This window comes from Rhodopila sp. (assembly GCF_965277165.1).
Lineage (GTDB): Bacteria > Pseudomonadota > Alphaproteobacteria > Acetobacterales > Acetobacteraceae > Rhodopila.
The window spans coordinates 1,508,775-1,531,912 of the sequence record NZ_CBDICE010000006.1; the positions used below are offsets into that span (position 1 = coordinate 1,508,775).

A 23,138-nucleotide genomic window follows, 5' to 3' on the forward strand; every position below is an offset into this window, starting at 1 on the left:
TGCTGTATTGTCCTGGCACAACGCGTGTAAGGCTCTGCGTGACGTCCGATGAGGGCAGCATGGCGACAATCGTGGCTACGGGTGGCGTGGCTACGGGTGGCGCGGCTACGGGTGGCGCGGCTACGGGTGGCGCGGCTGCGCGGGCGAGCAGAGTCAGGCAGGTCCCGGCGCTGTCGCGCGGGATTGCGATCCTGCGCCTGCTGGGACGCGGCGATACGGCCTTGGGGGTGCATGAAATTGCCCGCTCGCTCGATCTGGTGCCGAGTACGTGCCTGCACATCCTGCGTGTGCTGGTGGCGGAACGGCTGCTTGCCGTCGAGCCTTTGACGAAGAAGTATCGCGTCGGCGCAGGGCTGGCCGTGCTGGCAAGAAGCGCGTTGCGTCATCACACGTTTCCCGCCGCGGCGCAGCCCGATCTCGATCAGCTGTCCAGGATGTATGGTGCCACGGCCATCGCGGTGGAGGCGAGCGGCCTGGAGCATATGGTGGTTGTCGCGCTGTCGCGGACCGATTCACCGTTGCGGGTGCATGTGGACATCGGCAGCCGATTTCCCGCGCTGATCAGCGCGACGGGGCGGTGCATCGCCGCATTCGGCAGCCACAAGTGGTCGGAGATCAAGCCGCGATTCGCCAAACTGCGGTGGGATATGCCGCCATCGCTGGCGCAATGGCGCTCGGAGGTGCGGGCGGCTCAAGTTGCCGGCTACGCGGTGGACGAGGGGCGTTATATTCGCGGCGTCAGCATCATCGCGGCACCGGTCCGGATGCAGAATGGATCGATCAACGCCCTGGTCGTTGTCGGCGTCGGCGAGCAGATGCGGCGGATTGGCGTGGCAAAGTTGGGCGAGGACCTGCGCGGCCGGGCTGCTCGGATTTCGCAGGCATTCGGCGCAGGGGCAGAGGTCGATGCCGATCGGAAGCGGCGCGCCGGGGCGGTTTTGCGCTGAGGCCGGCGGCGGTTAGACTGGGCCGATCCGGCGAGGGAAACGATCCATGGACTTCAAGCTCAATGCCCAGCAGCGTGAGATGATCGCCTCGGTGCGGTCGCTGGTGCAGCGCGAATTCAAGCCCAACGCGATGCGCTGGATGGACGGTACGTTCCCTTGGCGGAACATGAAGCTGCTGGCCGAACTTGGCGTGCTGGGAATGTCGGTGCCGGAGGAATATGGCGGCCTGGGCCTGCAGATCCTGGACACCGCGCTGATCCTGGAGGAGATCGCCAAGGTCGATTACGTCACTGCGATGGCGGTGCTGGGCGAAGCCGGGGTGCAGACACGGGTGATTGCGCGCTATGCGCCGGCCTCGATACGGGACCGTATCTTGCCGCTGGTGGTCAGCGGTGAGTGCGTGCTGGCGGTATGCATGACCGAGCCGCATGCCGGGACGGATGTGGCGAATTTCCGGACCAATGCCCGTATCGTCGGTGACCGGGTGATCCTGAAGGGCACCAAGACGCTGATCAGCCGAGCGCGTGAGGCGGGGATGTTCGTGGTGTTTACTCGGGTGGACGGCAAGCCGGGGCGTGAAGGTATCGGCTGTGCGCTGCTTGAGCCGAACACGCCGGGTTTTGAGGTGACCGGCACCTATCACACCATGGGCGGGGAAAACCTGCATGAGATCCAGTTCAACGATTGCGAGTTGCCGCTGGAGAACCTGGTCATCCGCGAGGACGGGTTCCGCCGGCTGTTGTCGGCGTTCAATACTCAGCGCTGCCTGAACCCCTCGATCTCGCTGGGGCTGGCTGAAGGCGCGTTCGACGAGGCGGTGAGTTACGTGCGCGACCGCACGGTGTTCGACAAGCCGATCGCCGACTTCCAGGGGATTCGCTGGAAGCTGGCCGACATGTTCAAGGACATCGAGGCGGCGCGCGGCCTGCTGTATCGCGCCTGCCTGACCGCTGACCCGTTCCCCGATCCGTTCATGGCGGCGTCGGCAAAGATTTTCTGCAACGAGATGTCGCTGCGGGTCACCAGCGAGGCCGTGCAGGTGCATGGCGGTTTCGGCTTCACCGACGAGTATCCGGTATCGCGGCTGTATCGCGGCGCCCGCTATGGTTCGATCGGCGGCGGCGCGTCGGAGACGTTGCGGGATCTGATCGGCAAGAAGATCGTCGGGGAATTCGACGCCGCCGACGGGATCATGGCGCTGGGGTCGTTTTAGCACCGGGGTCGCCGCCGGCTGGGCGGCGCCCCCCCGGGGCAGGCGGTTACGCCGCGGCCTTTTCGGCGCGCTGCGCCAGCTCGGTCGAGTAGTCGTCGGCGTTGTAGATGTCCTTGACGATCGACTTCAGCTTGGTCGCGTCATCCTTCAGCCCCAGGGCGCTGGCGTAGGCCGCGGCGGTGCCGAAACCCGCCAGTCCATAATGCGACATCCGCTGGTATTGCGAGATGATGACCAGATCGCGCAGGGCGCCGCTCAGGTCGTGTTCCAGCGCGTGCGTCTTGGCTTCCTCCACCAAGCCTTCCATGCCTTTGCAATGCTCCTTGCGGACCCGGCCGCCTTGGGCTTCGAGGACCGACTTCAGTGTTTCGGTGTGCTTGCCGATGCCGGCGACCGATTTCTCCAGTAGATCCTTCAGCTTCTTGTCGGAGGCCTGTTGACCGAGGGTTTTCATCACGCGTTGCATCTGGTCGTTGGCCGACCACAGGTCGCGCACTTCGTCGATGTAGATTTCCTTGAGGGTTTCGGTTGAAGCCATGCTGTTCACTCCGGTGTGGCGCGGTCTGGTGGGCTGCGCTCGTCGCCGCAACGCCGGGACCGGTTCAGGGTTTCTGCCGCCCCCGAGCGGGCGGGACACTATGGCTGCATCTGTTGGACGAAGTGGGCGCGCTGCTGGCAGGCGGAGATCAGGAACGACATATCCGTTCCGGTTGAGACATAACGTGCGCCCATTCGGACGAATTGCGTCATGAGGTCGTCGCGCGCGGCCAGGCCGCCCACGCCGACGTGTTTGCCGACGTTGGCGGCCGCGGCGATCGCTCGGGCGAAGGCGTCCTTCAGCCTGGGATGGTCGAACTCGCCGGTGATCCCCATCTCGGCGCAGAGGTCGTTACTGCCGATCAACAGCATATCGACACCCTCGGTGGCGATGATGGCCTCGACGTTGTCCAGCGCGGCGACGGTTTCCAGCATCACCACCAGGGATGTGGCGCGGTTCATCGCGGTGTTGATCGCCGCGCCTGGAAAGCTGCGATACTGGTAGTGCGATAGCGCGCCTCCGGCGGATCTGTTCCCCAGCGGCGGGAAGCGGACCAGATCGACCATCGCGCGGGCTTCTTCGGCGGAGCGAACATGGGGGGTGATGACGCCCATGGCGCCGCCGTCCAGCACTCGGCCGATATAGTCCGGGGTATTCGCCGGCACTCGGACCAGCGGCGTTATGCCGATCTGCTGGGCGCTGATGCAGATCTGACAGCAGGTGTCGATCGAGAGAGTGTTGTGCTCCAGATCGACATAGAGCGTGTCGAAGCCGGCGGTCTTGGCGATGGCGGCGATCTCGATCGAGCGTGCGAGGCGCACTGTCATCGATGCCACGACCGCACCGGCGGCGAGTTTTTCCTTCATGTAGTTGCGCAGGATGTCATCGAGTTCGGACATGGGGGTCTCCGCGTGGAACCCGGGCAGGGTGGGGACAAGACGGCCGGCCCGCAAGCCAGTCGGGTGGCGGCGGAGGCAAGGGCGAGAGGCAAGATGCTGGACGGCTATCCTCATACCCTGTTGGGCGGCATAAAACAGCGCGTGGCGATCGCTCAGGGCATGGCGATGGAGTGCGACATCCTGCTCGACGCGCTGACCCGCCAGCGGATGCAAGGGCGAGTTGTTGATGCTGTGGGATGAAAGCGGCGTAGCGTGGGCCGCTGGGGATGCAGGCCTGAAGAAGGCTTGCACCGCCTGGGTCAACCGGCTAGGAAACCCGCCCGTCTGACACCCCGGCGCTGCTGTAGCTCAGTGGTAGAGCACTCCCTTGGTAAGGGAGAGGTCGAGAGTTCGATCCCCTCCAGCAGCATCATGATTTCATTGATTATTTTAGCCATTCCGGGAAACGAGTTTGCTATAAACGGGGACAGTGTCCCCGTCCTTCCGGTTAGGCACCGTTCAAAGCGGCTACGGCGTTCCGCAGATACTCGGGACTGAACTTGGCGAAGACGCGCTGGGTGATCCTGCTATCCCCGTGCCCCAGCAGCCGGGCGATCTCATCCATCGGCACGCCGGCCATCGCCATCCAGGTGGCTCCGGTATGACGCAGGATGTGAGGCGTCACGCCTGGCAACTCGGCGCGGCGTGCAGCTGCACGCGTGCCGCTTTTCACGCTGGCGACCTTCATGCTCCCGTGCTCGACAACATACCGGCTCGTCGCGGCGTCACGGGCTTCGTGAAGGATCGGCCGTAGCTTGTCGGCGATTGGAATCACAACGCGGCGCTTGCCTCCAGCGACGTTGCCAAAGTCGATAAGCCCCGTAGCCAGATCAATCCCGTCCCATGTGAGATCGAGGATCGCGCCGGCCCGCGCCGCGGTGTAGAGAGCCAGGGACAGAAACACCCGGATATGTAGGGCATTGGCACCCACCAGCAGCCTATCGGCTTCGTCCCGGGTCAACCACCTGTCGCGAGGCGGCGGCTGGCGTGGGGCTTCGATGTGCGGGATGTGGTCGATCCACTTTTCACGTTGGGCCCACTTGAGTGCAGCCCGGAGAGTCAGCAACTCCCGAATGATCGTGCCGTCCTGAGTCGGCTTCTTGCGCTGCGCGCCCGCCGGCCCGACCGTATGGCCTTCGGCGCGACGCTGCGCCGTGTAGAAGCGCACGCGTTCTCGGGTTAGGTGTTCAGGTTCCAGATTGCCGAGGTGGCGCCGCAGTGCGTTGCTGGCGTACTCCAGCGCCCCATAGGACCGGACGACCGGCTTCCGATCAGCCAAATACCCGTCCAGGACCTTGATGATTGTGGGGGCAGGGGGCGGCTCCGGCGTCCCCCTGCCGGCGACAAACTGGGCTAGGGCCCGTTCTGCCGCGCGGCGGTCTTCCTGCCCAGTCGAAAGGCGTTGCCACGCCCCATCTTGCCACCAGCAGACATAGAATCGACGCCCACGTTGGGCGAGCCGGTATCTTGGGACGTCGAGCTTGGCGCGTGGCATTGGCGTTCCTCGTATTCTTCTATGTCGGCGATGCGGATGCGGATCAAGCCTCCGATCCGCAGATGTCCGATCGCTTCCGAGGCTACCAGATCATAGACGTGCCGGCCGGACACACCCCAGCGAGCGGCGACCTGCCGGACGCTGAACGCAGTCTGGACGAAGGCGGTCGGCAGGGGTGTGTTGAGCGGCATCGGCGTGCGTCCGTAGAACTGGCGCTCTACCTAATCAGGCCGGATCGGATGGCTGGTCAATGTCTGAGAACCACGCATCGCAAAAAGGGAAAGAGCGCCATGGCTGGCGCCATTTCCTCGAACTGGCCGGGGTTCAGCTAATCGAGCCGAACGGCGGTGGCCCGGGTGCCCGCTTGAAGCGTCGGTGATCGATGCCAACGGCCGCGGGAGGATCAGGCAAGCTCATGACATAGCTCAGCAAGCCGCTGAACAACGAGAGGATGTAGTAGGCGATCATGATCATCGCGCTAAATTCCGCGAGCGGAAGGTGGATGGGCGGCATTGCTGGCTCCTGAATACAGATGCAATTGACTACCAGTAGCCGCTTTTGCCGGCCTGTCGAGCCATAACCAGGACGTAGCATCGCAACGTGAATCCTGTCAGACAATTTCCAGTTACTGATGTATTACACGCCATCGCATCGATAATTACTCTGATGGGCCGTTAGAGATTACATCGGTCTGCTGGTCGGCTACGGCGTTAAACGGTTCATGGCACCGGTGATCTGCTGCCGTCAGCGGTGGTGGACCGCGCCTCGCCGGGCGCGCCTCGGGTGCTGAACACCCCTCTTTACCGTCGCCGGGATGCAACATACTCCTGTGTCATATGGGCGGTTTCACCGGAAATATACTGAGTTGGCTTAAGTCAATCGAGGTTAGGGGAGCGAGCACCCGGGCACGGTTCGACCGCGCTTGGACGTTTTCTGACCGCTGCTTCCGGTACGTTGAATGGAATCTCGTTACCGCTGGTTTGGGAGCCGCTTACCATCAGACCAAGAGTCTCTGGTTGTTCGCCGCGACTGTTTCGTTGTTCCTCTTAATCCTATCGGCACTCCTGAACGCTTTGCTCTTCGAATTTGTGCTACAGGCCGAGACAGTTTCCGCTATTATGCCATTCTGGTCACGTTTGGCTATCGCTGTAGCCACCGTATTATTTGGGTTGGGGTTCTTCAGCGCGCTGTTCTTCTTCGAATCGGAGCTCTTCGCCGCCATTTTCCAATGGCTGGCTAAGCCCAAATAATTATTTCGCCTGGATGCGCCCGGTTTATGCTACCCGATCAGGGACGACCTTGATCGGGCGGAGCCCGGTAGACGCTAAGGCGAAAACGATGAGCGACGACGACATCATTGTCGTGAAAATCCTCCCAGCCCGACGGGCCAAGGGATCACTCAGCTCGGCGAAGTGGGCGCATTCACGTGCCAGCATGCGCGATAAGGGTCATCGCGTTCGCGACAACCAGAAGCTGGCGACGAAAAAGCTTGCCAATCCATCGACACCAGGATCGAAGCGATGACGGAAGCTCGCGTGAATCCAGCGCTAATTGGGAAGGCAGGTGAGCTACTGGTCGCAGCGGAGTTGATGCGGCGAGGCGTCGAAGTCGCGTATCCGGCATCGGACGTCGGTGTGGACCTACTTGCCTATCGACTGGAACATGGGCAAAAGTCCGCCGGCTATTTCGTTCCCATCCAAGTGAAATCCAGGTCCGCCTCGGGCTACCAGTTCTTCAGAAGATGGTTCGATCAGGTTCCTGGGCTGGTGCTGGTGCATGTGTGGTTCGCAGCAACGACGCCCGAGTTCTACGTGTTCGGCAATCTTGCGGACGTAGAGGCGGCGCTGGATACCCATGCCAGATCACCCTCATGGCTGGAGCAGGGCAATTACAGCGTCACGGGTGCCACTGAACGCACAACAGCCTGATGCAGCCGCATCGAGACCAGTGGCAGCGCATCGTTGATCAGCTCGGCATTATTCGAGATAAGGCGGGGCCGAAGCTCTCGCCCACGGATATGGATTGCTAAACGATATTGTGCGCGGCCGCGCGGCAGTTTACGTGGCAATGCTAGCTGTTTCTTTCTTGGCGGCAGAACCGCATCTTGTTCTTGCTTGGCGGATGTTTTGCACCCGCAGACCTTGAGTGGGCGAAGCCGTCGATTCGCGTCAATGGCAATTTTGCGCTTCGACGCCCGACATCGTAAAAAGGGCAAATGAACCACCCAGACATATCGGCTTTCGACGTTGCCGAATACCTCGACAGTGCGGAGGCTCGCGACGAGTATCTGCGCGCCGCAATGGAGACCGAGGACCCTGCCCTCATTATCGACGCTGAAAGCGTTGTCGCACGTGCCGCTGCTATGTCAACCTAACCAGGTCGCCTCGGTCACGGCTTTAATTTTCGCCGAGCCTTTTTTTTGGCGCCGCTTCGGCTGCATTAGCCGTGCGAAGGCTTCGTCGATAGCGGCGGCCGGAGTGCCTAAAATATCCCCTCCGTACGACCTTCTCTTTACCGACGTTGACGGTGGTTTTTTGCTGTTCCGTGCCTGGCAAGTTTTGAGTTCCTGCTGCCGCATCCAGAGCCGAATTTTGGCAGGATCAAACGTCCATAGGTGCCCGAGCTTGATCGCGCCCGGAAGCTCCCCCGAGGCGGCGAAAGCTTGCACGGTCCGCACACCCAGACCGGTGATATCCGCCACACCCGAGGCTCGGATGCGTTCAGCCATCGGTGGTGATCCGCCGGGCCGCCTTGCGCTGGCGCTTCGCGAATTGCCGCTTCAGCCGACGAAGTAAGCCGCGCTTCCACGACAGGATATGCCGGGATTTCCGACCGAATGCGTCCAGCTCGTCACCGCCAACCGCTCCTTTTTGTCCCATATCTGGCACCTCCGGTGCATAAGGGCTCGGGCCCTAAAGATTTAATCGCTGTGGCCGCTATTAAAGTATCAGCGATCAGCTGACCAGCGGCGCCCGTCGGAACTCAGTCCAATAAGCGGCAATAGCCGCATCCTCAGCCTGCCGAGCTGCGGCCGCGAGCCGTGCAAAGTCGGCACCGCGGCTGTTGTAGTCGAGCACCAGTGTCGAAGCCGCGTTAGACCGCGCGGCCGCCAATTCCAGGACCGAGACCTGCCGTTTCGCGCCGGCGACAAAACCGGTCATCATGTCTGTGACGCGCTGCTCGATCGCAGCGGCGTCGTCGGCGGTGACGATGGTGGTGATCATCGGGCTGCTCTCCGAAACGGCCGGGCGATCCTGGTGGCGGTGACGGCGAGGACGTCGAACATCTGATTCGATCTGCTGACGCCGAGGTACTCGACGAGGCCGAGCACCCCGAGAACAGGCAACGTTGTCGCGAGTATAAATCCGGTCATTATGGTTTCGATCCTTCTATTTTGCGGCGCCGAAAAACCTTCGTCCTGGTTCGGCCTAGGCGCGGTATGGGCTGAATGTCGCCGATCAGACGTAGACCCGGGCCGACGTCCGGCGTCCGCTCAAGGAACACGACGCCGGCGGCCGCGAATGCCATTTCCAGCCTCGCCGTCATCTCCGGCTTGATCGCGAGTATTGATATTTCGTAAGCGCATAACGTAGATACGCTCACGCCAGCCACCCGGCTTAGGGCCTCTTGGCTCCATCCGATAATCGCTCGGCCAGCCTTACACGTCATCGGGGTTATCTTGGTTTCCATAGCGCCGAGATTACGGCACCACTACGACCCGATGCAACAACATACTTTTCAATCTGAAGCACCGAGGCAGTCATGATGCACCAATCTGGTGCGTTATTACTAGGTAAAAGCGGCCAAACTCCTTGGGTCTACCGTACAAATTTGTTCATTATGAAGCATTCGTAATGCCTGTCTGGGGTACGGAACGAACCGTATCCGGACTGGTGCGGCTCGGCTAAAGTCCTGATGCGAATCGGAGTAATGTGTGGTGCCGCCGGCGGATGTTCAGAACCGAATTTATGAGGATATCGGCGCGCTGAAGGCGCTCGTTTCTTCGATCGATGCCAAGCTGAACGGCCTGGCGCACGCGGTCGACGACCTGCGCGATGAGGGCATCGAGCACCGCGTAAAGACCGCTGAGCTGGCTAACGCTGGCGCAGGCCGGGGTGAAACGTTGTCGAGGTTGGAAACCAAGTTAGCCGCGGTCGAGCAGCGCGTCGACCGCTTGGCAAGCGTGCACCATCGGATAGGGGGTGCCGGTGCGGTCCTGCTGGCGATTGCCGGTGTGTCGTTCGAGGTGTGGCAGGCGTTGGTCGGGTTCCTGGCGAAGATGGCGAAGGCGCCATAGCGGGTATCGGGTGCGGTCTCACCCCTTGGTGACCAGTCCTCGAAACAGTTCTGTGAGTTCTGCGTTCCTTTCAGCCTCAGCACGCTGACGGTCGGCCTCTATGGCAGCGGCGTTGTGGCGTCTTCGGGAGGTAGCTTGCGTTTTTTGGTGGTGGCTTTGATGAAGTCGATTTGCTGGTCATCCAACCACCCATGCACTACAGCGAAGTCACAGACCACCGACGGCATACTCTTTGTGGGGTCTTTTCTGATCTTTTTGAAACCGCCGATTATCGGTTCTGCATTGAAGCCCATAAATTTTTTGATGCAGCAGTTGCCGACAACCGAAATCCAGCCGTTCAAGCAGTTCTGGATGTGAACGTGCTCCTGGATCTCGTGCCTGCACAGGCACTGTCCGCTTCGCTGCCCGGTCTGCGGGCCGGCGCTGCTCGCCGAGAACCGGAAATCCCATTCTCCGACGACAACCGCCCAGTTGTGGGTAATGCTCCGGGCTGTTATGCGGGTCTGCAGCGTCTCCATCATGCCAGCGGGCTCCCTCCCGAACAGCCATAGAGCGATCTGTTGTTCATAGGGTGCCATCGCAGCCTCGGACGTGCCGCGGGGCGGAGCAGGGAAAGGCCGCGGTGCACCCGTAGACCGGTTGTAGCCGGGTCCGTACTCGGTGTCGTCGGCGATGATGTTCATGGTCAGAGCCCCTCGGTGACTTTGACGCCCTTCGGCGGGGGCACGGTGTCGGCAAAAAACTGGTCCTGAGCATCAACCGGCGTGCCTTTGGGTGATGCCAGCCACGCCCAACCGTCCTTCACTATCACTGCCTTGCGGGCTTGCAGGTCCTCCATCGAGCGCCGGAACGCCTTCTTCTTCGTGTCCTTGTTGGTGTCGTCGGAGTTGGCAGGGTCGTCGGGTATCCCGCGGTAGAACTCCTTGCGCCAGGTATCGACAGGCACCCCGCGGCCGGTCTCGCCAATCGCGTCCGGCAGCGCCGTCCCGCCCTTATCGATGACCTCGCGCAGAACGGCCAGGGCAGCCCCGGCCTTGGTGTCAGGCTTCACCTTGGCGACCGGAGTCTGAAGGTTCGGCTCGTACCTTGGCACCAACGTGGTTTGCGGCTTGCCCGTTTTGGGATGTGGCGTTCCGGTGTCGGTCACCTCCATCCGGAAGGTGATCGTGGCCCCCATTTCCCCATCCTTCTGCTTCTCGCTGGTCAGGATTAGCAGATGGGGGTCGTTTTCATCCTTGGTCGCCTTGATCAGCGTTTCGAGGGCGCCGGGGACAGAGGTAGAACCGCGCGGGTGATTTCCCTCCCACCCGGGATGGTGGATAAGCATTACAAGGCACTCGAAATGGCGCGCCAGAGCGGTTGCGTGTTCCATGACCACGCTCATAATTTCGCTCTTGTCCTCTTGTTCGCCGGCGGTGTTTCGACTTTGAGTGTCGAAGATCACCATCCGCAGAGGCGTGTCAGGCGGCAGCGAGGCTTTGATCGCGTCCCCCAGCCCCAGCATGCTGTCCTCGTCCTGCAGTTTCGCCGGGATGGTGATAAACACCAGGTTTTTCCCCGGTGTGAACCCGTAGGCGCGGCGCATCGTCGGATTGCGCAGCCCGAGGCTGCTCTGGCCCTCGCCAAGTATGCTAACGACAGCTCCGCCGTACTCAAGGTCCCGGCCCCCCACTGCTTTGCACCGTTAGCGATGTGCAGGGATAGACTTTGGGTGATGAAGGTTTTGAAGGTTCCGTATTTACCGTAGACCTGGGCGACGCCGACTTTTGGGAGGAACCCGTCGACCAGCCATTCAAGCGGCGGTAGGCTGTCGGTGTCCTCATCATAGACGACGACCGCGCTGAATTTCTTTGCCCATTCCTTTCGCTTGCTGGCCGCCTCTTCCGCGTTGACCGCAGCAACCTCAGCGTCGAATGCTGCCTTGCCTGTTGGGCCTGTTGGGCCTGGTGGCCGGGTCAGCGCTTCGACATCCACCCAATCAGGCGGTATTTCCGCGGTGAAGCCGGTATCGTCCCGGTCAAACTCGTCCAGGAACAGGTCGTAGGTGATGCCGCCGTGCGCGAATGAATTGACGAACAGCCGGCCGCTTCTTCCCTTCAGAATTTTGGCCTTGCCAGTCCCGTACGCCCGGCCCTCGATCGGGTCAGCGAGGGTCTCGCCGATGTACCTGGCTGGGTCGGCCAGAACATCGGCGACCGTCTTTCCGGCAAGTTCGGGCTTGTCAAATTGGAGGACGAAAGCGCCGAGCAGCACCCCATCACGCGAGCGTTTGGCGGCATCACGGTCGGCGGCTGACGGTTCTGCCCGACCGGCTGCGTTGGCGATCCGGGTGGCGACATCAGCTTCGTATTTAGCCGCGGCGATTGCGGCGTCTGGAGCAACGCGAGCCTTGTCCTGCGTCATCAGCAGGTTGGCTTGCTCCTGCTCGCTTGTCGTCAGCGGCGGACAGGCGGTGCGACTGTCGAGCAAATCGCCGTCGACGTGCGTGGCCTTCCGCTTCTCCTGGGATTGAAACAGCGGCGGAGACACCCACGGCGCACCCTCGAAGACCAGGTGTTCCGGAGTGCCGACTTTTGCGTCCACCAAGGACCGGTCGAGGAAACTGCCGGCTTTGTTGATCCACCACCAACCGAGCCCCGCGAGCCAGCACCGGGCGCTGAAATCTTTCAGGAACCTTTCGGTATCAGAGCCGTCGCGAATGACGATGTAGTAATGAAGCCCGCTTTCCTCCGAGAGCCATTTTCCGGTTCCCATGTGTCCGACCCAGGACGAGGTGCTCGGCCTGACAACACGTGCGCAGTCACTCAGCTCCGGGATCACCTGGCACAGCGCAGGCCAGAACCCGCCGCAGGCGTCGACCTTAGCCCTGGCGGCGGATGACATCCCTTTCGTGTCAACATCGATCAGCAAAAACGCCGGCAGGCCGGGCGCAAACTCGAAATGCTTTCGCGTGCGAGCAATCGCCCCCGGGCTGTTGGGCAATTCGCTGTCGGTGACCACGGAAACACCGCGAGGCGTTCCGGGCTTCATCCGCCCGAGGGCGATGGCGTGGTACGGCTCGGCCAGATTGATTGCTTCCGCCAGATCCGCCACACCCGACACCGCCAAGCGGTTTGCGGTGCCATCGCTCATCAAGCAGTAGCTGCCGTCGGAAACCAGTGTGCCGTCCGCGGCGAGACCCAAGACTTTGCTCATGAGGCCCGACCTGGCCTTCGTGAACACCGTGAGTTCGATCGGCTCGTTAAGGACCGAAACGGGCTCCTGGACCCAGGTCTGGCCGGTCTCGCTGTTCACCTCAAAGATAAGGCCGGGAGAGAAGATTTCGCCATGGAGCGCTAGGCGCCAGCCGGCACGTGACGCAACAGAGAAACCGCCAGGAACCGCATTCATTTTTAGGCCCTCAAATCCATATGTTGTTGTCTTTGGATCGAGGGTCAGCTATATGGAGCCATCCCGGACTGCACAGCTGAACCATCGATCAATCGGCGCCCCGCAAGAGGCGCCGGTTTCGTTGTTGCTCAGTCAGCTTCGCGCTTCGCCCGCGGTGGCGGCTCAAACGGCGTGTTCACCGGCAGAAAACCCTCGGCGATCAATGCCGTCGTCATCAGCCGGCGGATCAGGCGAGAGGGTGACTCTTTGTACACTGCCAGTGCCGCGTCGAACGCGGTCGCCTGTGACTGGTAAAGACAGGTGGCGGTCGTCCTGACGATCGGTTCTTCTCTGATTGGTCTGGCCACGTCCGGGGTTCCTTCGTGTTAATCCTAAAGATTACTTACCACCCATCAGTTCGGTCAGGCAATCGCTAATTCGTGAGCCCAAAGAATATGAGTGCTGAATTTACTGTGATGTTGTGGCACCTATAGATGACATTACTTGTCGGATATTTTGTTCACACGGTGTTACCAGAAATAGCAGCCCGAGGATGTCGCGAGATCGGGCTTAATTCGTGGATATAAAATTTGTCAATGAAATCAGGGGGGACATCGAGGGGGACATGAGGGGGACATGGGGGACATCCGGGTCAAACGAGCCTAGGGCGTAGGGGGACATAAATGGGGGACATCAGGGGGACATGGGGGACATCGGTGCCCGGAAACCCGCAGAAATCCTCACCTCGGAGGGGGACATCAGGGGGACATCGTCTGGACGGGGCTTAAGCGGCATAAAGACTTGACAGGGGGACATCCTGGGGTTAAACGGTGGGCCGTTTACCCATGTCCCCCTGGAAATGCGGGGTTTTATTGGTGTCCCACCACAGCAAAAATCGGCATAGAAACCGTCTGGGCCGACATTGCCGAAGCAGGCAATCAACCATTTCAGCCAGCCTCAATTACGGAAATTGGATTTGGGATTGAAATTCAAATTCCCAAAAGCTCCGGGCGCGCACAGGTCGTTGTTTGAGCGACTCGGCCCGACACCGTAACCGCCGGGTTCGCATTCCCGGGCTGTCCAGTGTCATCACCCTCAGCGCAGACCCCGGCACGTAAACCGCGGCGACCACGCAAGCCGAAACAGGTCGAACCGTTCAACCCCACACGCCTGGTCTGGTTCTGCAGGATGGTAGCCGCCTTGCACGAGGCGCAGGCGACTGCCGGGTTGCCGCCGATTGACAACGTTACTTTGCGAAACCGCCTGCACCGGGTACTGCCGCAGCGTCGGATAGGCTACCATCACGTTGTCGATGCCGACGACCTCGGCATCGCCCGTCGTGTGGCGGGCCTACCGCCGAACACCGACCTCGGCCTCCAGACATTCCCGCCGCCTGTGCCACCCGTGGCCTCGCCGGCCGAAATGATCCTCAGCGGCGATCCACGTGTTTCCATTGATGTGCTGGCCCGCGCGATGGTCAAAAAGATGCTCGCCGCCGGGCTACGCCCCTACCGGCGGCCTGCGGTATATTACAAAATCATGTCGCACAGCGTCCTGCTCGATAACGGCCAGCGTGTTGTCCCGGTTTCGAGCCTGCCGGCAATCATGCGGCTTTTCGGCTTGGCAGGCGGCGACTATTTGCCGGTAGCGCCAAAACCACTGCAGGAGAAAAACAATGATCGATGAAGCCGCCAACGACACCCCCGCCAGCGCCCGCGCAGGCCGCAGGGAGGCCGCCAGGCTGCGCAAGGCGCTAAGCAGGGAGCGCGCCCGCGCCCGGGCCGCTGTGACCGCTGCAGCGCTCGCGGTTGCCATGGAAAATCAGCACGAATGGCTGGCACCCGCCGCAATGAGAAATTCGGTTCTCGACCACGCGGGCAACATGATCAGCGGAGCCCGGGTTCAGATTGTCAACGGGCTGCCGATTCGATCGAGCGGCCTACCGAACAACACCCCCACCCAGCACAAAATGGCGGCCGCCAGGCTGCAGGCGGACTTCAGCGACGTCGGGAACGGATTGAACGCTCCAGCTATCGATTATGGTGCCGTCGGTGGCGGGCGCGGAGATGGGCTGGGCGGCTTCGCTGCCATGCTGGCGCAACTAGACACCAGGCGACGTCTCGAAGGCGCCCTGACGTCACTTGGTGCCTGCGCCAGCGGTGTGGCACGCGTGGTGCTAGACTGCATACCGACCGCGGTCTGGGCGCCCGAAGCTGGGCTCACACCGATCGAGGCCGCAGCCTGGATCTCGGCCGGTATGACAAAACTGGTGTCGTTTTATTGGCCCGAGCCCGCAGATGGCCGCGCCAACCGCATCCGGACAGCTGCGTTTTCAAAATAACTATTGCCGATCGATCTCAAGGCGTATAGGTCCGCCCACGAACCTATACGAATGTGGCTTCGAGCCGGTTCATTAATCGGCTCAAAATGGGTGCTCAACTTGTGCCCACTGCCGACAAAAACTTAGTGGCGCAACTTGCGCCACTTAAACCAGGCGCCGGCCAGGGCTCATATTGAACCTTCGCGCCAACGAGCGGCATCAACGCCACCGTCCGCGATCTCGGCATCGAACACCGCATCGCAAACATTATTGCAAAATTATCGTTGACAGAGTGTGACATGCTATAGTAGCGGATTGATTATCTCTGGATCTTGCGCCTGGCGCTGATCGAGCCCCCAAATACCCGAGTCGTTTCTTCCGCAGGTGCCGTGAATGATCAGCATCAATGTGACCGCGGACATCAAAAAAGCCACCGCGCAACTGAACGAAATAGCGAAGCGGCAAATTCCGTTCGCGACATCGCAGGCGCTCAACTCGCTCGCCTTCTCTGTCCAAAAAGCGGAACGGTTCAACATCCAATCGACGTTGGCGCACCCTCGGCCGTTCACCGCGAACAGCGTCCAGGTCCAGAAGGCGACCAAGGCAACGCAGACCGCTACCGTCTTCATCCGACCCGAAGTTGCCAAATATCTCGAACCGTTCGAGGTCGGTGGCTTGCATGTGCTGCCCGGCAAGGGCGCTACATTGCTGAACCCGAAGAATGTTGGGCTGGATCAGTACGGCCAGCTCACGAAGAACAAGCTGAACCAACTGGCCGCGCGTCCCGATGTCTTTGTCGGCAAGGTCAATGGCGTCTCTGGTTTCTGGCAACGCCTTCCCGTTACGAAGACCGTACGCAGTCGTACTGCGCGAGTAGGGCAGAAGGTCGTCCACCACCTGAAGTTGCTGATCCGGTTCGGTGATGCGTTGCCGGTGACGAAGCGATTAGGCTTCGGCGTGTTGGGTGCCAAGGTCGTAGCTGCCGATTTCACCGCTGCATTCGGCGCTGCACTGATCAAGGCGTTGCGGACGGCGAAGTGATGCCACGCTACCGATGGTTGAAACCATCCATGAATACAACCCCAGGTTTGGGTCCCTCCCGCAACCATCCGTTTTGCGGGCAGTGCGAACTCGCTATGCGTAACTAGCTAAGATATATCGTTAGGTGTTTCCGTGATCCTAGCCGGCATCAGCGCCAGAGAGTTTGCGCGCCGTGACGGCTGCACTCACACGCTGGTCAATCGCAAAATAAAATCCGGCCACCTGGCCCTGTTACAAGACGGAAGTCTCGACCCGCAGCTAGTTGGAACAGGCTGGCGCGAAGAGAACCGGCGCAATGGAAACCCCGCTGTTTCCGCTGTCACCACAGCCTCCAAACTTTCCACTGGCCCGGCGGCGCGACCGAAGGCCGTGCCTGTAGCCAATCCCCTGCTTGAAATCGGCGAGACCCCCGAAGCCGCGGCCGAACGGATCGTGCGGGCATCTGGCCCAACGATGTCGATGGTGGAAGCCGAGCGGACGAAAGAGAACTACCTGGCCCTGCTTCGGCAGCTCGAATACGACGTCAAAAGCGGAGCCGTTGTACCGGTGTCCGACGTAGCTAAAGAGGTCGGCGCGCAGTTCGCCCAAGTCCGCACCCGACTTACCGCGATACCGGCCGAGTGCGCCCCGCGTCTGCACCGGTTGAAGAGCGTGGCCGAGATGCAGGATGCGTTGATGTCGATCATCGTGGAGGCGTTGGAGGGCCTGTCTCGTGAACCTGTCACCGTCCACTGACGATGACTGTTACGCGCGGGGCCGGGAAAGCCTTCGCGCCGCATTGATCGAGTGCCGCAAAGCAAACCTGCAGCCTCCGCCGAAGCTGACCTTGAGCCAATGGGCCGAGCGGTATGCGGTGCTATCGCGTGAGACATCAGCGCAGACCGGTCGGTTCAGGGCGTTCGGCTATCAGACGGGCATTATGGATGCCGTCACCGACCCGACGGTGACCGAGATATCGGTGCAGAAATCGGCCAGAGTCGGTTTCACCAAGATCCTCGACCACATTGTCGGCTACTTCCTGCAGGCGGACCCGAGCCCGGTGCTCCTGGTCCAGCCACGAGTTGAGGACGCAGAGGACTATTCCAAAACCGAAATCGCCCCGATGTTGCGCGACACGCCAATCCTGGCAGAGATCGCAGGCGACCCGAAGGCGCGCGACGGCAATCAGACGATCCTGAAGAAGACCATGCTGAACGGGTCAAGCCTGTCCATGGTGGGCGCGAACAGCCCTGGTGGCTTCCGGCGCATCACAGCGCGCATTGTCCTTTTCGACGAGGTGGACGGCTACCCAGCCGGCGGCGCGGGGTCGGAAGGTGACCAGATCGCCCTTGGGACGAAACGGTCCGAGACCTTCTGGAACCGCAAGATAGTTCTGGGCTCGACGCCGACGATCAAGGGAATATCCCGCATCGAGAAGTCCTTCCTCGAAAGCGATCAACGGCGCTACCACGTGCCCTGCCCACACTGCGGCGAAAAGCAGATCCTGGAGTGGGGCGGCGAGGAAACCGTCTACGGCATAAAATGGTCGAAGGACGCGAACGGCCAGCACCTGCCCGAGACCGCGTATTACCTGTGTCGCCACAACGGCTGCATCATCGAGGAAGTCGACAAGCCGGAGATGGTCGCCGCCGGCGAGTGGATCGCTTCGCGGCCCTTCAAAGGCCATGCCGGCTTCCACATCTGGGCCGGTTACTCATTATTCGTCAACGCCGCCTGGTCGAAGCTGGTAGCCGAATGGCTCCGGGTCAAAAACGATCCGCTCGCACGTCAAACATTCGTCAACCTGGTGCTCGGCGAACCGTACGAAGAGCGTGGCGACAAGGCGCTGAACGAGCGCTTGCTGGTCTCCCGCACCGAAGTCTGGGCCGGCGAAGTCCCTCACGGCGTCGCAATCCTGACCGCCGGGCTCGACACCCAAGACGACCGTGTTGAAGTCGAGATCGTCGGCTGGGGCCACAACGAAGAGCGCTGGAGCATCGCGCACGAAATCATCGAAGGCGATCCGGACGGGCCAACCCTATGGGCCGAGGTAGACGCCTTCCTGAAACGTACCTGGCGCCGTGCCGATGGCCGTAGTTTCGAGGTGATGGCGGCCTGCATCGACTCGGGCGGGCACCACACCGAAAAAGTATACGAGTTCTCAAAGGCCAGGCTCGGCCGGCGCATCTGGGCCGTCAAAGGCGAAAGCGCACGCGGCGGTGCCCGGTCGCCGGTGTGGCCGACCAAGCGCCCGAGCGCCAGGAACAAGCAATCGTTCAGGCCAATCATCATCGGCGTCAACGCGGCGAAAGACATCATCCGCTCACGCCTGGCGCTTGACCCGCCGAAAGCCGGCGAGCCGTGCCCTGGATATTTCCACTACCCAACCGAGCGCGACATCAACTTCTTCGCCCAGCTCGTGTCTGAGCGCCTGGTCACAAAAACGATCAACGGCCAGCGGTTCCGGGTTTGGGAATTGGCACCTGGTCGAGCGAACGAAGCATTGGACCTCGCGGTCTATAGCTATGCGGCTTTGTGTGCCCTTCAGCATTTCGGGCTGCAACTGAACAAGGCGGCGGACAAGGTTGCCGCCGAAACAGGCTACCACGCTGCTACGACACCCGCCGCATCGCCACCACCGTCCACGCCGACCCCGGTGCAGATGCGCGGGCCAACCATACACAGGGCGCAGCAGGCTTCCACGCCAGCGCGCCGCACCTTCTCCGGCCGCCTCGCCGGCGCCTAAACCAAGGACTCCATCAGCATGCGCTTCAACCCGCGGACATCAATCTTCGCGGGCATGAGCAACCCGCAGCTGCAGACCGCCCTTGCGAATGCGCAACAGGCGTACCTCGATCTGTCGAGCGGTGCCAAGGTAGTCACTGTGGCGTATGCCCAAGGCGATGGATCGAAATCTGTCACCTATACCGCCGCCTCGATCTCCAACATCGTGATGCTGATCAAAGAACTCCAGGCCCAGCTTGGTATCATCCGCCGCGCCCGTGCGCCAATCCGGTTTGCCTTCCGCTGATGCCCGTATCGATCCTCGGTCCCGATGGTCGGCCGTTGGCGCCGAGCCGTCCTAGCGGTGTCGCTGGTGCCCGGCCACACGCCGGCGCGCTGCACGGGCGCAGCAACGTGCCCTTCGACGCGGCCGACCTCTATTCGCCGCAGATGGAAGCCTGGACGCCGAGCCTGTGGTCGTCCGACGCAGAGCGGCAGCAAGGATATCGCGACCGGATCACATCCCGGGCCCGCGACGTCGAGCGAAACGATGGCTGGGCGCGCGGCGGCGTTACCCGCGTCCTGGACAATGTAATCGGTGCAGACTTCCGCCCGATATCGAAACCCGACTACCGGGCACTGCAGCACTTCACCGGCAACGCGGCGTTCGATCCAACCTGGGCTGACGAGTTCGGCCACGCTGTTGATGCCTGCTGGCGTGCCTGGTCGGACGATGTGAACCATTACTGTGACGCGATGCAGTGCCTGACGATGCCGCAACTGTTCTGGGTGGCACTCAGGCACAAGCTAATCGACGGCGACGCGTTGGCGGTCATGCTGTACCGGCCCGAGACGCTTGGTTTCGGCAAAGCGCGCTACGCGACCAGCGTCCAACTGATCGACCCAGACCGGCTTTCCAACCCGCAGCTTCGGTTCGACCAGAACAGCATGCGCGGCGGTGTCGAGGTCGATGACTACGGCGTGCCTGTGGGCTACTGGATCAGGCGGGCGCATGCCGGCGACTGGTTTTCAGCCGCGAAGTCGGTGCAGTGGGACCGGTTCGACCGCCGCACTTCCTGGGGCAGGCCGATCGTGGTGCATGACTACGATCACGACCGGGCTTCGCAGCATCACGGCGGCGTTGGTATCCTGACACCGATCCTGCAGCGCTTGAAAATGCTCAGCCGTTACGACGCCACCGAACTCGACGCCGCAGTGATCAACGCGATTTTCGCCGCGTATGTGCGCAGCCCGTACGATCCGAAGATGATCGAAGCGGGTTTGTCTTCGGAGGGCGTGGATACCGATGGTCTGGGCGAATATCAAGGAATGCGGGCCGATTATTGGCACAACAAGCGCGCGCTGATCGGCGACGCTCAGATGACCCACCTGTTTCCGGGTGAAGAGGTCGGCACCGTCAACGCCGCACGCCCGTCCACAAACTTTGCACCGTTCGAGACCGCAATCCTCCGGCATATAGCCGGCGGCATCGGCGTCACGTACGAGCAGCTGACCGGCGATTTCTCGCAGACCAACTATTCGAGCTTCCGCGGCGCCACCAACGAGATCCTGAAGACCTTCAACCGCCGCACGAAGGGATTTGAGGCCGGGTTCTGCAATCAGATCCGGGCTGCTTTCCTGGAAGAGGTGATGGAAGTCGAGGACGTTCCGCTACCCGCCGGCGCTCCGCCGTTCGAGGAGTTCCGGGCCGCGTACAGCAAGGCCATGTGGCTGAAGCCAGGCAGGGGCCGCGTGAACCCGATCGATGAAGTTCGCGCCTCCACGCTCGCAATGCAGGGCGGCCTGTCCACTCTGGAGGCCGAAGCGGCCGAGCAAGGGCTTGACTGGGAAGAGATTTTAGACCAGCGCGGTGTCGAAATCGCCCGGTTCAAGGAACGCGGGATCGAACTGCCCGAGGTCTACCAGGGCATTGCTTCGCAGCCCGATGGCGGCAAGATCGGATCGGGTGGATGACAGACTCTATGCACCTGCCGATACAGATGCTGAATAAGCCACTGGCGCTGTTGCCGGGCTTTGCCCTGGCTCCGCAGCGAAGTGCCACGGCCGAAGCGTCAGGGTTGCTAGGGGCTCTCGCTATCATTCCGATCTGCGGGGTTCTGGTGCACGGCCGCGGCGACCCGGATTGGGGGACGCTTGGGTATGGCAGCATCCGGGCGGATTTCTGTGCGGCGATGAGTGATCCGTCGGTCGCCGCTGTCGCCTTCGTCATAAACTCCCCTGGCGGTGACGTGCCCGGGCTCTTTGAGTTGGCCGACACCATATACGAAGCACGGGGCTCGAAGCCGATTGTTTCAGTGCTCACCGATGGTGCGTACAGCGCAGCCTACTGCATCGCCGCCGCAGCCGACATGATAACCGTGCCGATGACCGGCGGAACCGGCTCAATCGGCTGTGTCGTTGTTCATGCTGACGTCACCGAGATGATGCGCAAAATGGGTGTCACCACAACGATCATCCGATCGGGCTCCCGCAAGATGGAAGAAAACGGCGTTGAGCCGTTGAGCGATGTCGCGAAAGCCAGCCTCCAGGCAGACGTTGACCTGATGGCTGACATGTTCATCGAGCGCGTCGCCCTCTTTCGTCAGGGCAAGGTCACGGCCGACCAAATCCGTGCCTTCGAGGCCCGGACATTCCTCGGGCAGCAAGGTGTCGAAGCCGGCCTCGCTGACGCTGTTCTGTCACCCCAGGACGCCATCGCCGGGCTTCTTGAAGCCATCGCCTGAATACTCGCGGCAGGCGCCGCACCGACTGCAAACCCACGGAGTTACGACAATGAAACTACCTGTATTCGCGGGCGGCAGCGCGTTCGCCCATCTTATCGGCCGCGGCCCGAAGGCATCAGCCACCACCGCGACCGCCTCCGACGAAACCGATTGGAAGCAAGGCGAAGGCGAGTCCGACCAGGACTTCTCCGATCGCATGAAGAAAATCGACGACTTGCCGGACGAGCGGAAGCAAAACGAGGACGAGTCGGACAGCGACTATTCCGACCGAATGCACGACAAGGACGACGACCAGGGCGACGACGCCGACGACAAAGGCGACGACACCGACGCCAAGAAAGCCAAGCGCGCCCGCGCCGATGACGATATGGATGACGACGAGGAAGGCGATGACGGCTCCGACGGCGCCGAAATGAAGAAGAAGTCGGCGCGCTCGGCCCGCCTGCGTGAGCGTGCCCGTTGCGCGGCGATCTTCGCCGATGCCTCCGCTGGCAAGAACCCGGCGCTGGCCGCCACCGTCGCCTTCACCACCGACCTGCCGCGCAGCCAGGCCCTCGCCGTGCTGCGCGCTGGCGGCCTGGCCGTAGCTCCCGCCGCCCCGCGCAAGCCGACTTTGGACGAGCGCATGGCGGCTGTCCGCAGCCCCATCGCCGGAGCCGGCGACGTGGCAAATCCGACCGGTGTTCAGGGCCTCGCCGCCCAGATCATCGCTGCCGGCACCCGGCGCCGCGCCGGCGGCTGATCCTCGGCGAACCCAAGCGGCCGCGCTAGGCCGCCCACCCCCAAAGCAGAAAAGGCGTGCTTCAAATGGCTCTCACTCCTACCGTTGTAGGCGACAACCCGTTCATTCCGGGCGTGTTCGCCGAAACCTATGTCCCTGATCAACTGATCGCGGGTAATTTCCAGCTCGTGACCCAGCCGATCATCGTGGCGTCCGGCGCGGTTGCGCTGGCGCGTGGCACGGTGCTTGGGCAGATCACCAGCTACGGCGTCGTCGCGACCCCGGGTGCCAACACCGGCAACGGTACCGTCGGCAGCATCACCACCGGAACCGGCGCCGAGCTTGGCAATTACTTCCTATCGGCGACCAGCCCGACGGTCTTCACGGTGCACAACCCGGAAGGCGTCGCGATGGCAAACGCGACGGTCGGCACCGCCTACAGCGCTAGTGGTATCGGCTTCACCATCACTGGGGGCGGCACGGCCTTCGTTGCCGGCGACAGCTTCACGCTGGCGTCGACCGACGCGGTTGGAAGCTTCACCACTTGCGTGAAAAATGCCTCCGATGGCAGCCAAACACCCGTCGCGATCCTGGTTGACTATGCCAACCCGGTTAGTGGTGCGGTGACCGCCGGTGCCTACCTGACCGGTGAGTTCAACAGCAACGCGGTGATCTTCGATGCCTCGTGGACGATCGATCTGCTGACCACTGCGCTGCGGCCGTATTCGATTTTCCTGAAACCGGTCGTGTCCGCGGCGGACCCGAAGTAGCCGACGCGTTTCCTCAACCCCGCAAGTATCGCCCCCGCCTTT

26 protein-coding genes, 1 tRNA gene and 1 pseudogene are annotated in these 23,138 nt (G+C 61.8%); 18 read left to right on the forward strand and 10 right to left on the reverse strand.

The window, feature by feature from the left end; genetic code table 11:
- The first annotated feature begins 59 nt into the window (after positions 1 to 59).
- On the forward strand, positions 60 to 947 hold the full coding sequence (locus ACQY4Y_RS18895) for an IclR family transcriptional regulator (RefSeq protein WP_428492131.1): 888 nt from the start codon (positions 60 to 62) through the stop codon (positions 945 to 947).
- Positions 948 to 993: 46 nt separating this feature from the next.
- A complete protein-coding gene (locus ACQY4Y_RS18900) occupies positions 994 to 2,160 on the forward strand; it encodes an acyl-CoA dehydrogenase family protein (RefSeq protein WP_428492132.1) in 1,167 nt (388 codons plus the stop codon).
- A gap of 46 nt (positions 2,161 to 2,206) precedes the next feature.
- On the opposite strand, the gene ACQY4Y_RS18905 is transcribed toward ACQY4Y_RS18900, so the two are convergent.
- Both ACQY4Y_RS18905 and ACQY4Y_RS18910 read right to left on the reverse strand, forming a co-directional pair.
- Positions 2,207 to 2,698 (reverse strand): ferritin-like domain-containing protein, encoded by a 492-nt coding sequence (locus ACQY4Y_RS18905; protein WP_428492133.1) that lies wholly within the window; start codon positions 2,696 to 2,698, stop codon positions 2,207 to 2,209.
- A 98-nt stretch (positions 2,699 to 2,796) separates the two neighbouring features.
- Entirely contained in the window at positions 2,797 to 3,597 is an 801-nt protein-coding gene (locus ACQY4Y_RS18910) for an HpcH/HpaI aldolase family protein (protein WP_428492134.1), read from the reverse strand.
- 93 nt (positions 3,598 to 3,690) lie between these two features.
- Between ACQY4Y_RS18910 and ACQY4Y_RS18915 the strand changes: the two genes are divergently transcribed.
- The gene (locus tag ACQY4Y_RS18915) at positions 3,691 to 3,837 is read left to right on the forward strand and encodes a hypothetical protein (protein ID WP_428492135.1); all 147 of its coding nucleotides are present in this window, start codon (positions 3,691 to 3,693) and stop codon (positions 3,835 to 3,837) included.
- Between the two features lie 97 nt (positions 3,838 to 3,934).
- A tRNA-Thr gene (locus ACQY4Y_RS18920) sits at positions 3,935 to 4,006 on the forward strand.
- Positions 4,007 to 4,084: 78 nt separating this feature from the next.
- Here ACQY4Y_RS18920 and ACQY4Y_RS18925 read toward each other — a convergent pair.
- From ACQY4Y_RS18925 to ACQY4Y_RS18935, 3 genes are all read right to left on the reverse strand, one after another.
- Positions 4,085 to 4,915, reverse strand: coding sequence for a tyrosine-type recombinase/integrase (locus tag ACQY4Y_RS18925; RefSeq protein ID WP_428492136.1), 831 nt, complete (start codon positions 4,913 to 4,915; stop codon positions 4,085 to 4,087).
- Positions 4,916 to 4,989: 74 nt separating this feature from the next.
- Complete coding sequence (locus ACQY4Y_RS18930) at positions 4,990 to 5,322, reverse strand: helix-turn-helix domain-containing protein (protein WP_428492137.1); 333 nt, start codon at positions 5,320 to 5,322, stop codon at positions 4,990 to 4,992.
- 133 nt (positions 5,323 to 5,455) lie between these two features.
- On the reverse strand, positions 5,456 to 5,605 hold the full coding sequence (locus tag ACQY4Y_RS18935; protein ID WP_428492138.1) for a hypothetical protein: 150 nt from the start codon (positions 5,603 to 5,605) through the stop codon (positions 5,456 to 5,458).
- An 864-nt stretch (positions 5,606 to 6,469) separates the two neighbouring features.
- Between ACQY4Y_RS18935 and ACQY4Y_RS18940 the strand changes: the two genes are divergently transcribed.
- From ACQY4Y_RS18940 to ACQY4Y_RS18950, 3 genes are all read left to right on the forward strand, one after another.
- A complete protein-coding gene (locus ACQY4Y_RS18940; RefSeq protein ID WP_428492139.1) occupies positions 6,470 to 6,655 on the forward strand; it encodes a hypothetical protein in 186 nt (61 codons plus the stop codon).
- Complete coding sequence (locus ACQY4Y_RS18945; RefSeq protein ID WP_428492140.1) at positions 6,652 to 7,059, forward strand: hypothetical protein; 408 nt, start codon at positions 6,652 to 6,654, stop codon at positions 7,057 to 7,059. Before ACQY4Y_RS18940 ends, ACQY4Y_RS18945 begins: the two co-directional genes overlap by 4 nt.
- 287 nt (positions 7,060 to 7,346) lie before the next feature.
- Positions 7,347 to 7,505 carry a hypothetical protein gene (locus ACQY4Y_RS18950; protein WP_428492141.1) on the forward strand — a complete coding sequence of 53 codons (159 nt, stop codon included), beginning with the start codon at positions 7,347 to 7,349 and terminating at the stop codon, positions 7,503 to 7,505.
- Here ACQY4Y_RS18950 and ACQY4Y_RS18955 read toward each other — a convergent pair.
- A complete protein-coding gene (locus ACQY4Y_RS18955) occupies positions 7,497 to 7,859 on the reverse strand; it encodes a helix-turn-helix domain-containing protein (protein ID WP_428492142.1) in 363 nt (120 codons plus the stop codon). The genes ACQY4Y_RS18950 and ACQY4Y_RS18955 overlap by 9 nt on opposite strands.
- A 226-nt stretch (positions 7,860 to 8,085) precedes the next feature.
- A complete protein-coding gene (locus ACQY4Y_RS18960) occupies positions 8,086 to 8,355 on the reverse strand; it encodes a hypothetical protein (RefSeq protein WP_428492143.1) in 270 nt (89 codons plus the stop codon).
- A gap of 710 nt (positions 8,356 to 9,065) precedes the next feature.
- Between ACQY4Y_RS18960 and ACQY4Y_RS18965 the strand changes: the two genes are divergently transcribed.
- On the forward strand, positions 9,066 to 9,428 hold the full coding sequence (locus ACQY4Y_RS18965) for a hypothetical protein (protein ID WP_428492144.1): 363 nt from the start codon (positions 9,066 to 9,068) through the stop codon (positions 9,426 to 9,428).
- 98 nt (positions 9,429 to 9,526) lie between these two features.
- On the opposite strand, the gene ACQY4Y_RS18970 is transcribed toward ACQY4Y_RS18965, so the two are convergent.
- From ACQY4Y_RS18970 to ACQY4Y_RS18980, 3 genes and pseudogenes are all read right to left on the reverse strand, one after another.
- Complete coding sequence (locus ACQY4Y_RS18970; protein WP_428492145.1) at positions 9,527 to 10,111, reverse strand: hypothetical protein; 585 nt, start codon at positions 10,109 to 10,111, stop codon at positions 9,527 to 9,529.
- Between the two features lie 2 nt (positions 10,112 to 10,113).
- Positions 10,114 to 12,818, reverse strand: a pseudogene (locus tag ACQY4Y_RS18975) (AAA family ATPase).
- A 128-nt stretch (positions 12,819 to 12,946) separates the two neighbouring features.
- On the reverse strand, positions 12,947 to 13,165 hold the full coding sequence (locus tag ACQY4Y_RS18980) for a hypothetical protein (RefSeq protein ID WP_428492146.1): 219 nt from the start codon (positions 13,163 to 13,165) through the stop codon (positions 12,947 to 12,949).
- 832 nt (positions 13,166 to 13,997) lie between these two features.
- Here ACQY4Y_RS18980 and ACQY4Y_RS18985 point away from each other — a divergent pair.
- The 10 genes from ACQY4Y_RS18985 (at position 13,998) to ACQY4Y_RS19030 (ending at position 23,096) form a co-directional block, all read left to right on the forward strand.
- Complete coding sequence (locus ACQY4Y_RS18985; RefSeq protein WP_428492147.1) at positions 13,998 to 14,483, forward strand: hypothetical protein; 486 nt, start codon at positions 13,998 to 14,000, stop codon at positions 14,481 to 14,483.
- On the forward strand, positions 14,473 to 15,138 hold the full coding sequence (locus ACQY4Y_RS18990) for a hypothetical protein (protein WP_428492148.1): 666 nt from the start codon (positions 14,473 to 14,475) through the stop codon (positions 15,136 to 15,138). Before ACQY4Y_RS18985 ends, ACQY4Y_RS18990 begins: the two co-directional genes overlap by 11 nt.
- A 372-nt stretch (positions 15,139 to 15,510) precedes the next feature.
- Positions 15,511 to 16,158: a hypothetical protein gene (locus ACQY4Y_RS18995; RefSeq protein WP_428492149.1), complete on the forward strand. Its 648-nt coding sequence runs from the start codon at positions 15,511 to 15,513 to the stop codon at positions 16,156 to 16,158.
- Between the two features lie 132 nt (positions 16,159 to 16,290).
- Positions 16,291 to 16,893 carry a hypothetical protein gene (locus ACQY4Y_RS19000; protein ID WP_428492150.1) on the forward strand — a complete coding sequence of 201 codons (603 nt, stop codon included), beginning with the start codon at positions 16,291 to 16,293 and terminating at the stop codon, positions 16,891 to 16,893.
- Positions 16,871 to 18,883, forward strand: a complete 2,013-nt coding sequence (locus ACQY4Y_RS19005; protein ID WP_428492151.1) for a phage terminase large subunit family protein — start codon at positions 16,871 to 16,873, stop codon at positions 18,881 to 18,883. Before ACQY4Y_RS19000 ends, ACQY4Y_RS19005 begins: the two co-directional genes overlap by 23 nt.
- A gap of 18 nt (positions 18,884 to 18,901) precedes the next feature.
- Positions 18,902 to 19,168: a gpW family head-tail joining protein gene (gene gpW / locus ACQY4Y_RS19010; protein ID WP_428492152.1), complete on the forward strand. Its 267-nt coding sequence runs from the start codon at positions 18,902 to 18,904 to the stop codon at positions 19,166 to 19,168.
- Positions 19,168 to 20,835: a phage portal protein gene (locus ACQY4Y_RS19015; protein WP_428492153.1), complete on the forward strand. Its 1,668-nt coding sequence runs from the start codon at positions 19,168 to 19,170 to the stop codon at positions 20,833 to 20,835. The genes gpW and ACQY4Y_RS19015 overlap by 1 nt, the downstream gene beginning before the upstream one ends.
- 8 nt (positions 20,836 to 20,843) lie before the next feature.
- Positions 20,844 to 21,605: a S49 family peptidase gene (locus tag ACQY4Y_RS19020; RefSeq protein ID WP_428492154.1), complete on the forward strand. Its 762-nt coding sequence runs from the start codon at positions 20,844 to 20,846 to the stop codon at positions 21,603 to 21,605.
- Between the two features lie 196 nt (positions 21,606 to 21,801).
- Entirely contained in the window at positions 21,802 to 22,347 is a 546-nt protein-coding gene (locus ACQY4Y_RS19025; RefSeq protein WP_428492155.1) for a hypothetical protein, read from the forward strand.
- Positions 22,348 to 22,412: 65 nt separating this feature from the next.
- Entirely contained in the window at positions 22,413 to 23,096 is a 684-nt protein-coding gene (locus ACQY4Y_RS19030; RefSeq protein ID WP_428492156.1) for a head decoration protein, read from the forward strand.
- Positions 23,097 to 23,138: the final 42 nt, after the last annotated feature.

Excerpts from the sequence above, each read along its gene's own strand:
- ACQY4Y_RS18895 (WP_428492131.1), top strand. The coding sequence starts at position 60 with ATGGCGACAATCGTGGCTACGGGTGGCGTGGCTACGGGTGGCGCGGCT.
- ACQY4Y_RS18900 (WP_428492132.1), top strand. The coding sequence starts at position 994 with ATGGACTTCAAGCTCAATGCCCAGCAGCGTGAGATGATCGCCTCGGTG.
- ACQY4Y_RS18905 (WP_428492133.1), bottom strand. The coding sequence starts at position 2,698 with ATGGCTTCAACCGAAACCCTCAAGGAAATCTACATCGACGAAGTGCGC.
- ACQY4Y_RS18910 (WP_428492134.1), bottom strand. The coding sequence starts at position 3,597 with ATGTCCGAACTCGATGACATCCTGCGCAACTACATGAAGGAAAAACTC.
- ACQY4Y_RS18915 (WP_428492135.1), top strand. The coding sequence starts at position 3,691 with ATGCTGGACGGCTATCCTCATACCCTGTTGGGCGGCATAAAACAGCGC.
- ACQY4Y_RS18930 (WP_428492137.1), bottom strand. The coding sequence starts at position 5,322 with ATGCCGCTCAACACACCCCTGCCGACCGCCTTCGTCCAGACTGCGTTC.
- ACQY4Y_RS18935 (WP_428492138.1), bottom strand. The coding sequence starts at position 5,605 with ATGATCATGATCGCCTACTACATCCTCTCGTTGTTCAGCGGCTTGCTG.
- ACQY4Y_RS18940 (WP_428492139.1), top strand. The coding sequence starts at position 6,470 with ATGAGCGACGACGACATCATTGTCGTGAAAATCCTCCCAGCCCGACGG.
- ACQY4Y_RS18945 (WP_428492140.1), top strand. The coding sequence starts at position 6,652 with ATGACGGAAGCTCGCGTGAATCCAGCGCTAATTGGGAAGGCAGGTGAG.
- ACQY4Y_RS18950 (WP_428492141.1), top strand. The coding sequence starts at position 7,347 with ATGAACCACCCAGACATATCGGCTTTCGACGTTGCCGAATACCTCGAC.
- ACQY4Y_RS18955 (WP_428492142.1), bottom strand. The coding sequence starts at position 7,859 with ATGGCTGAACGCATCCGAGCCTCGGGTGTGGCGGATATCACCGGTCTG.
- ACQY4Y_RS18960 (WP_428492143.1), bottom strand. The coding sequence starts at position 8,355 with ATGATCACCACCATCGTCACCGCCGACGACGCCGCTGCGATCGAGCAG.
- ACQY4Y_RS18970 (WP_428492145.1), bottom strand. The coding sequence starts at position 10,111 with ATGAACATCATCGCCGACGACACCGAGTACGGACCCGGCTACAACCGG.
- ACQY4Y_RS18990 (WP_428492148.1), top strand. The coding sequence starts at position 14,473 with ATGATCGATGAAGCCGCCAACGACACCCCCGCCAGCGCCCGCGCAGGC.
- ACQY4Y_RS18995 (WP_428492149.1), top strand. The coding sequence starts at position 15,511 with ATGATCAGCATCAATGTGACCGCGGACATCAAAAAAGCCACCGCGCAA.
- gpW (WP_428492152.1), top strand. The coding sequence starts at position 18,902 with ATGCGCTTCAACCCGCGGACATCAATCTTCGCGGGCATGAGCAACCCG.
- ACQY4Y_RS19015 (WP_428492153.1), top strand. The coding sequence starts at position 19,168 with ATGCCCGTATCGATCCTCGGTCCCGATGGTCGGCCGTTGGCGCCGAGC.
- ACQY4Y_RS19020 (WP_428492154.1), top strand. The coding sequence starts at position 20,844 with ATGCACCTGCCGATACAGATGCTGAATAAGCCACTGGCGCTGTTGCCG.
- ACQY4Y_RS19025 (WP_428492155.1), top strand. The coding sequence starts at position 21,802 with ATGAAGAAAATCGACGACTTGCCGGACGAGCGGAAGCAAAACGAGGAC.
- ACQY4Y_RS19030 (WP_428492156.1), top strand. The coding sequence starts at position 22,413 with ATGGCTCTCACTCCTACCGTTGTAGGCGACAACCCGTTCATTCCGGGC.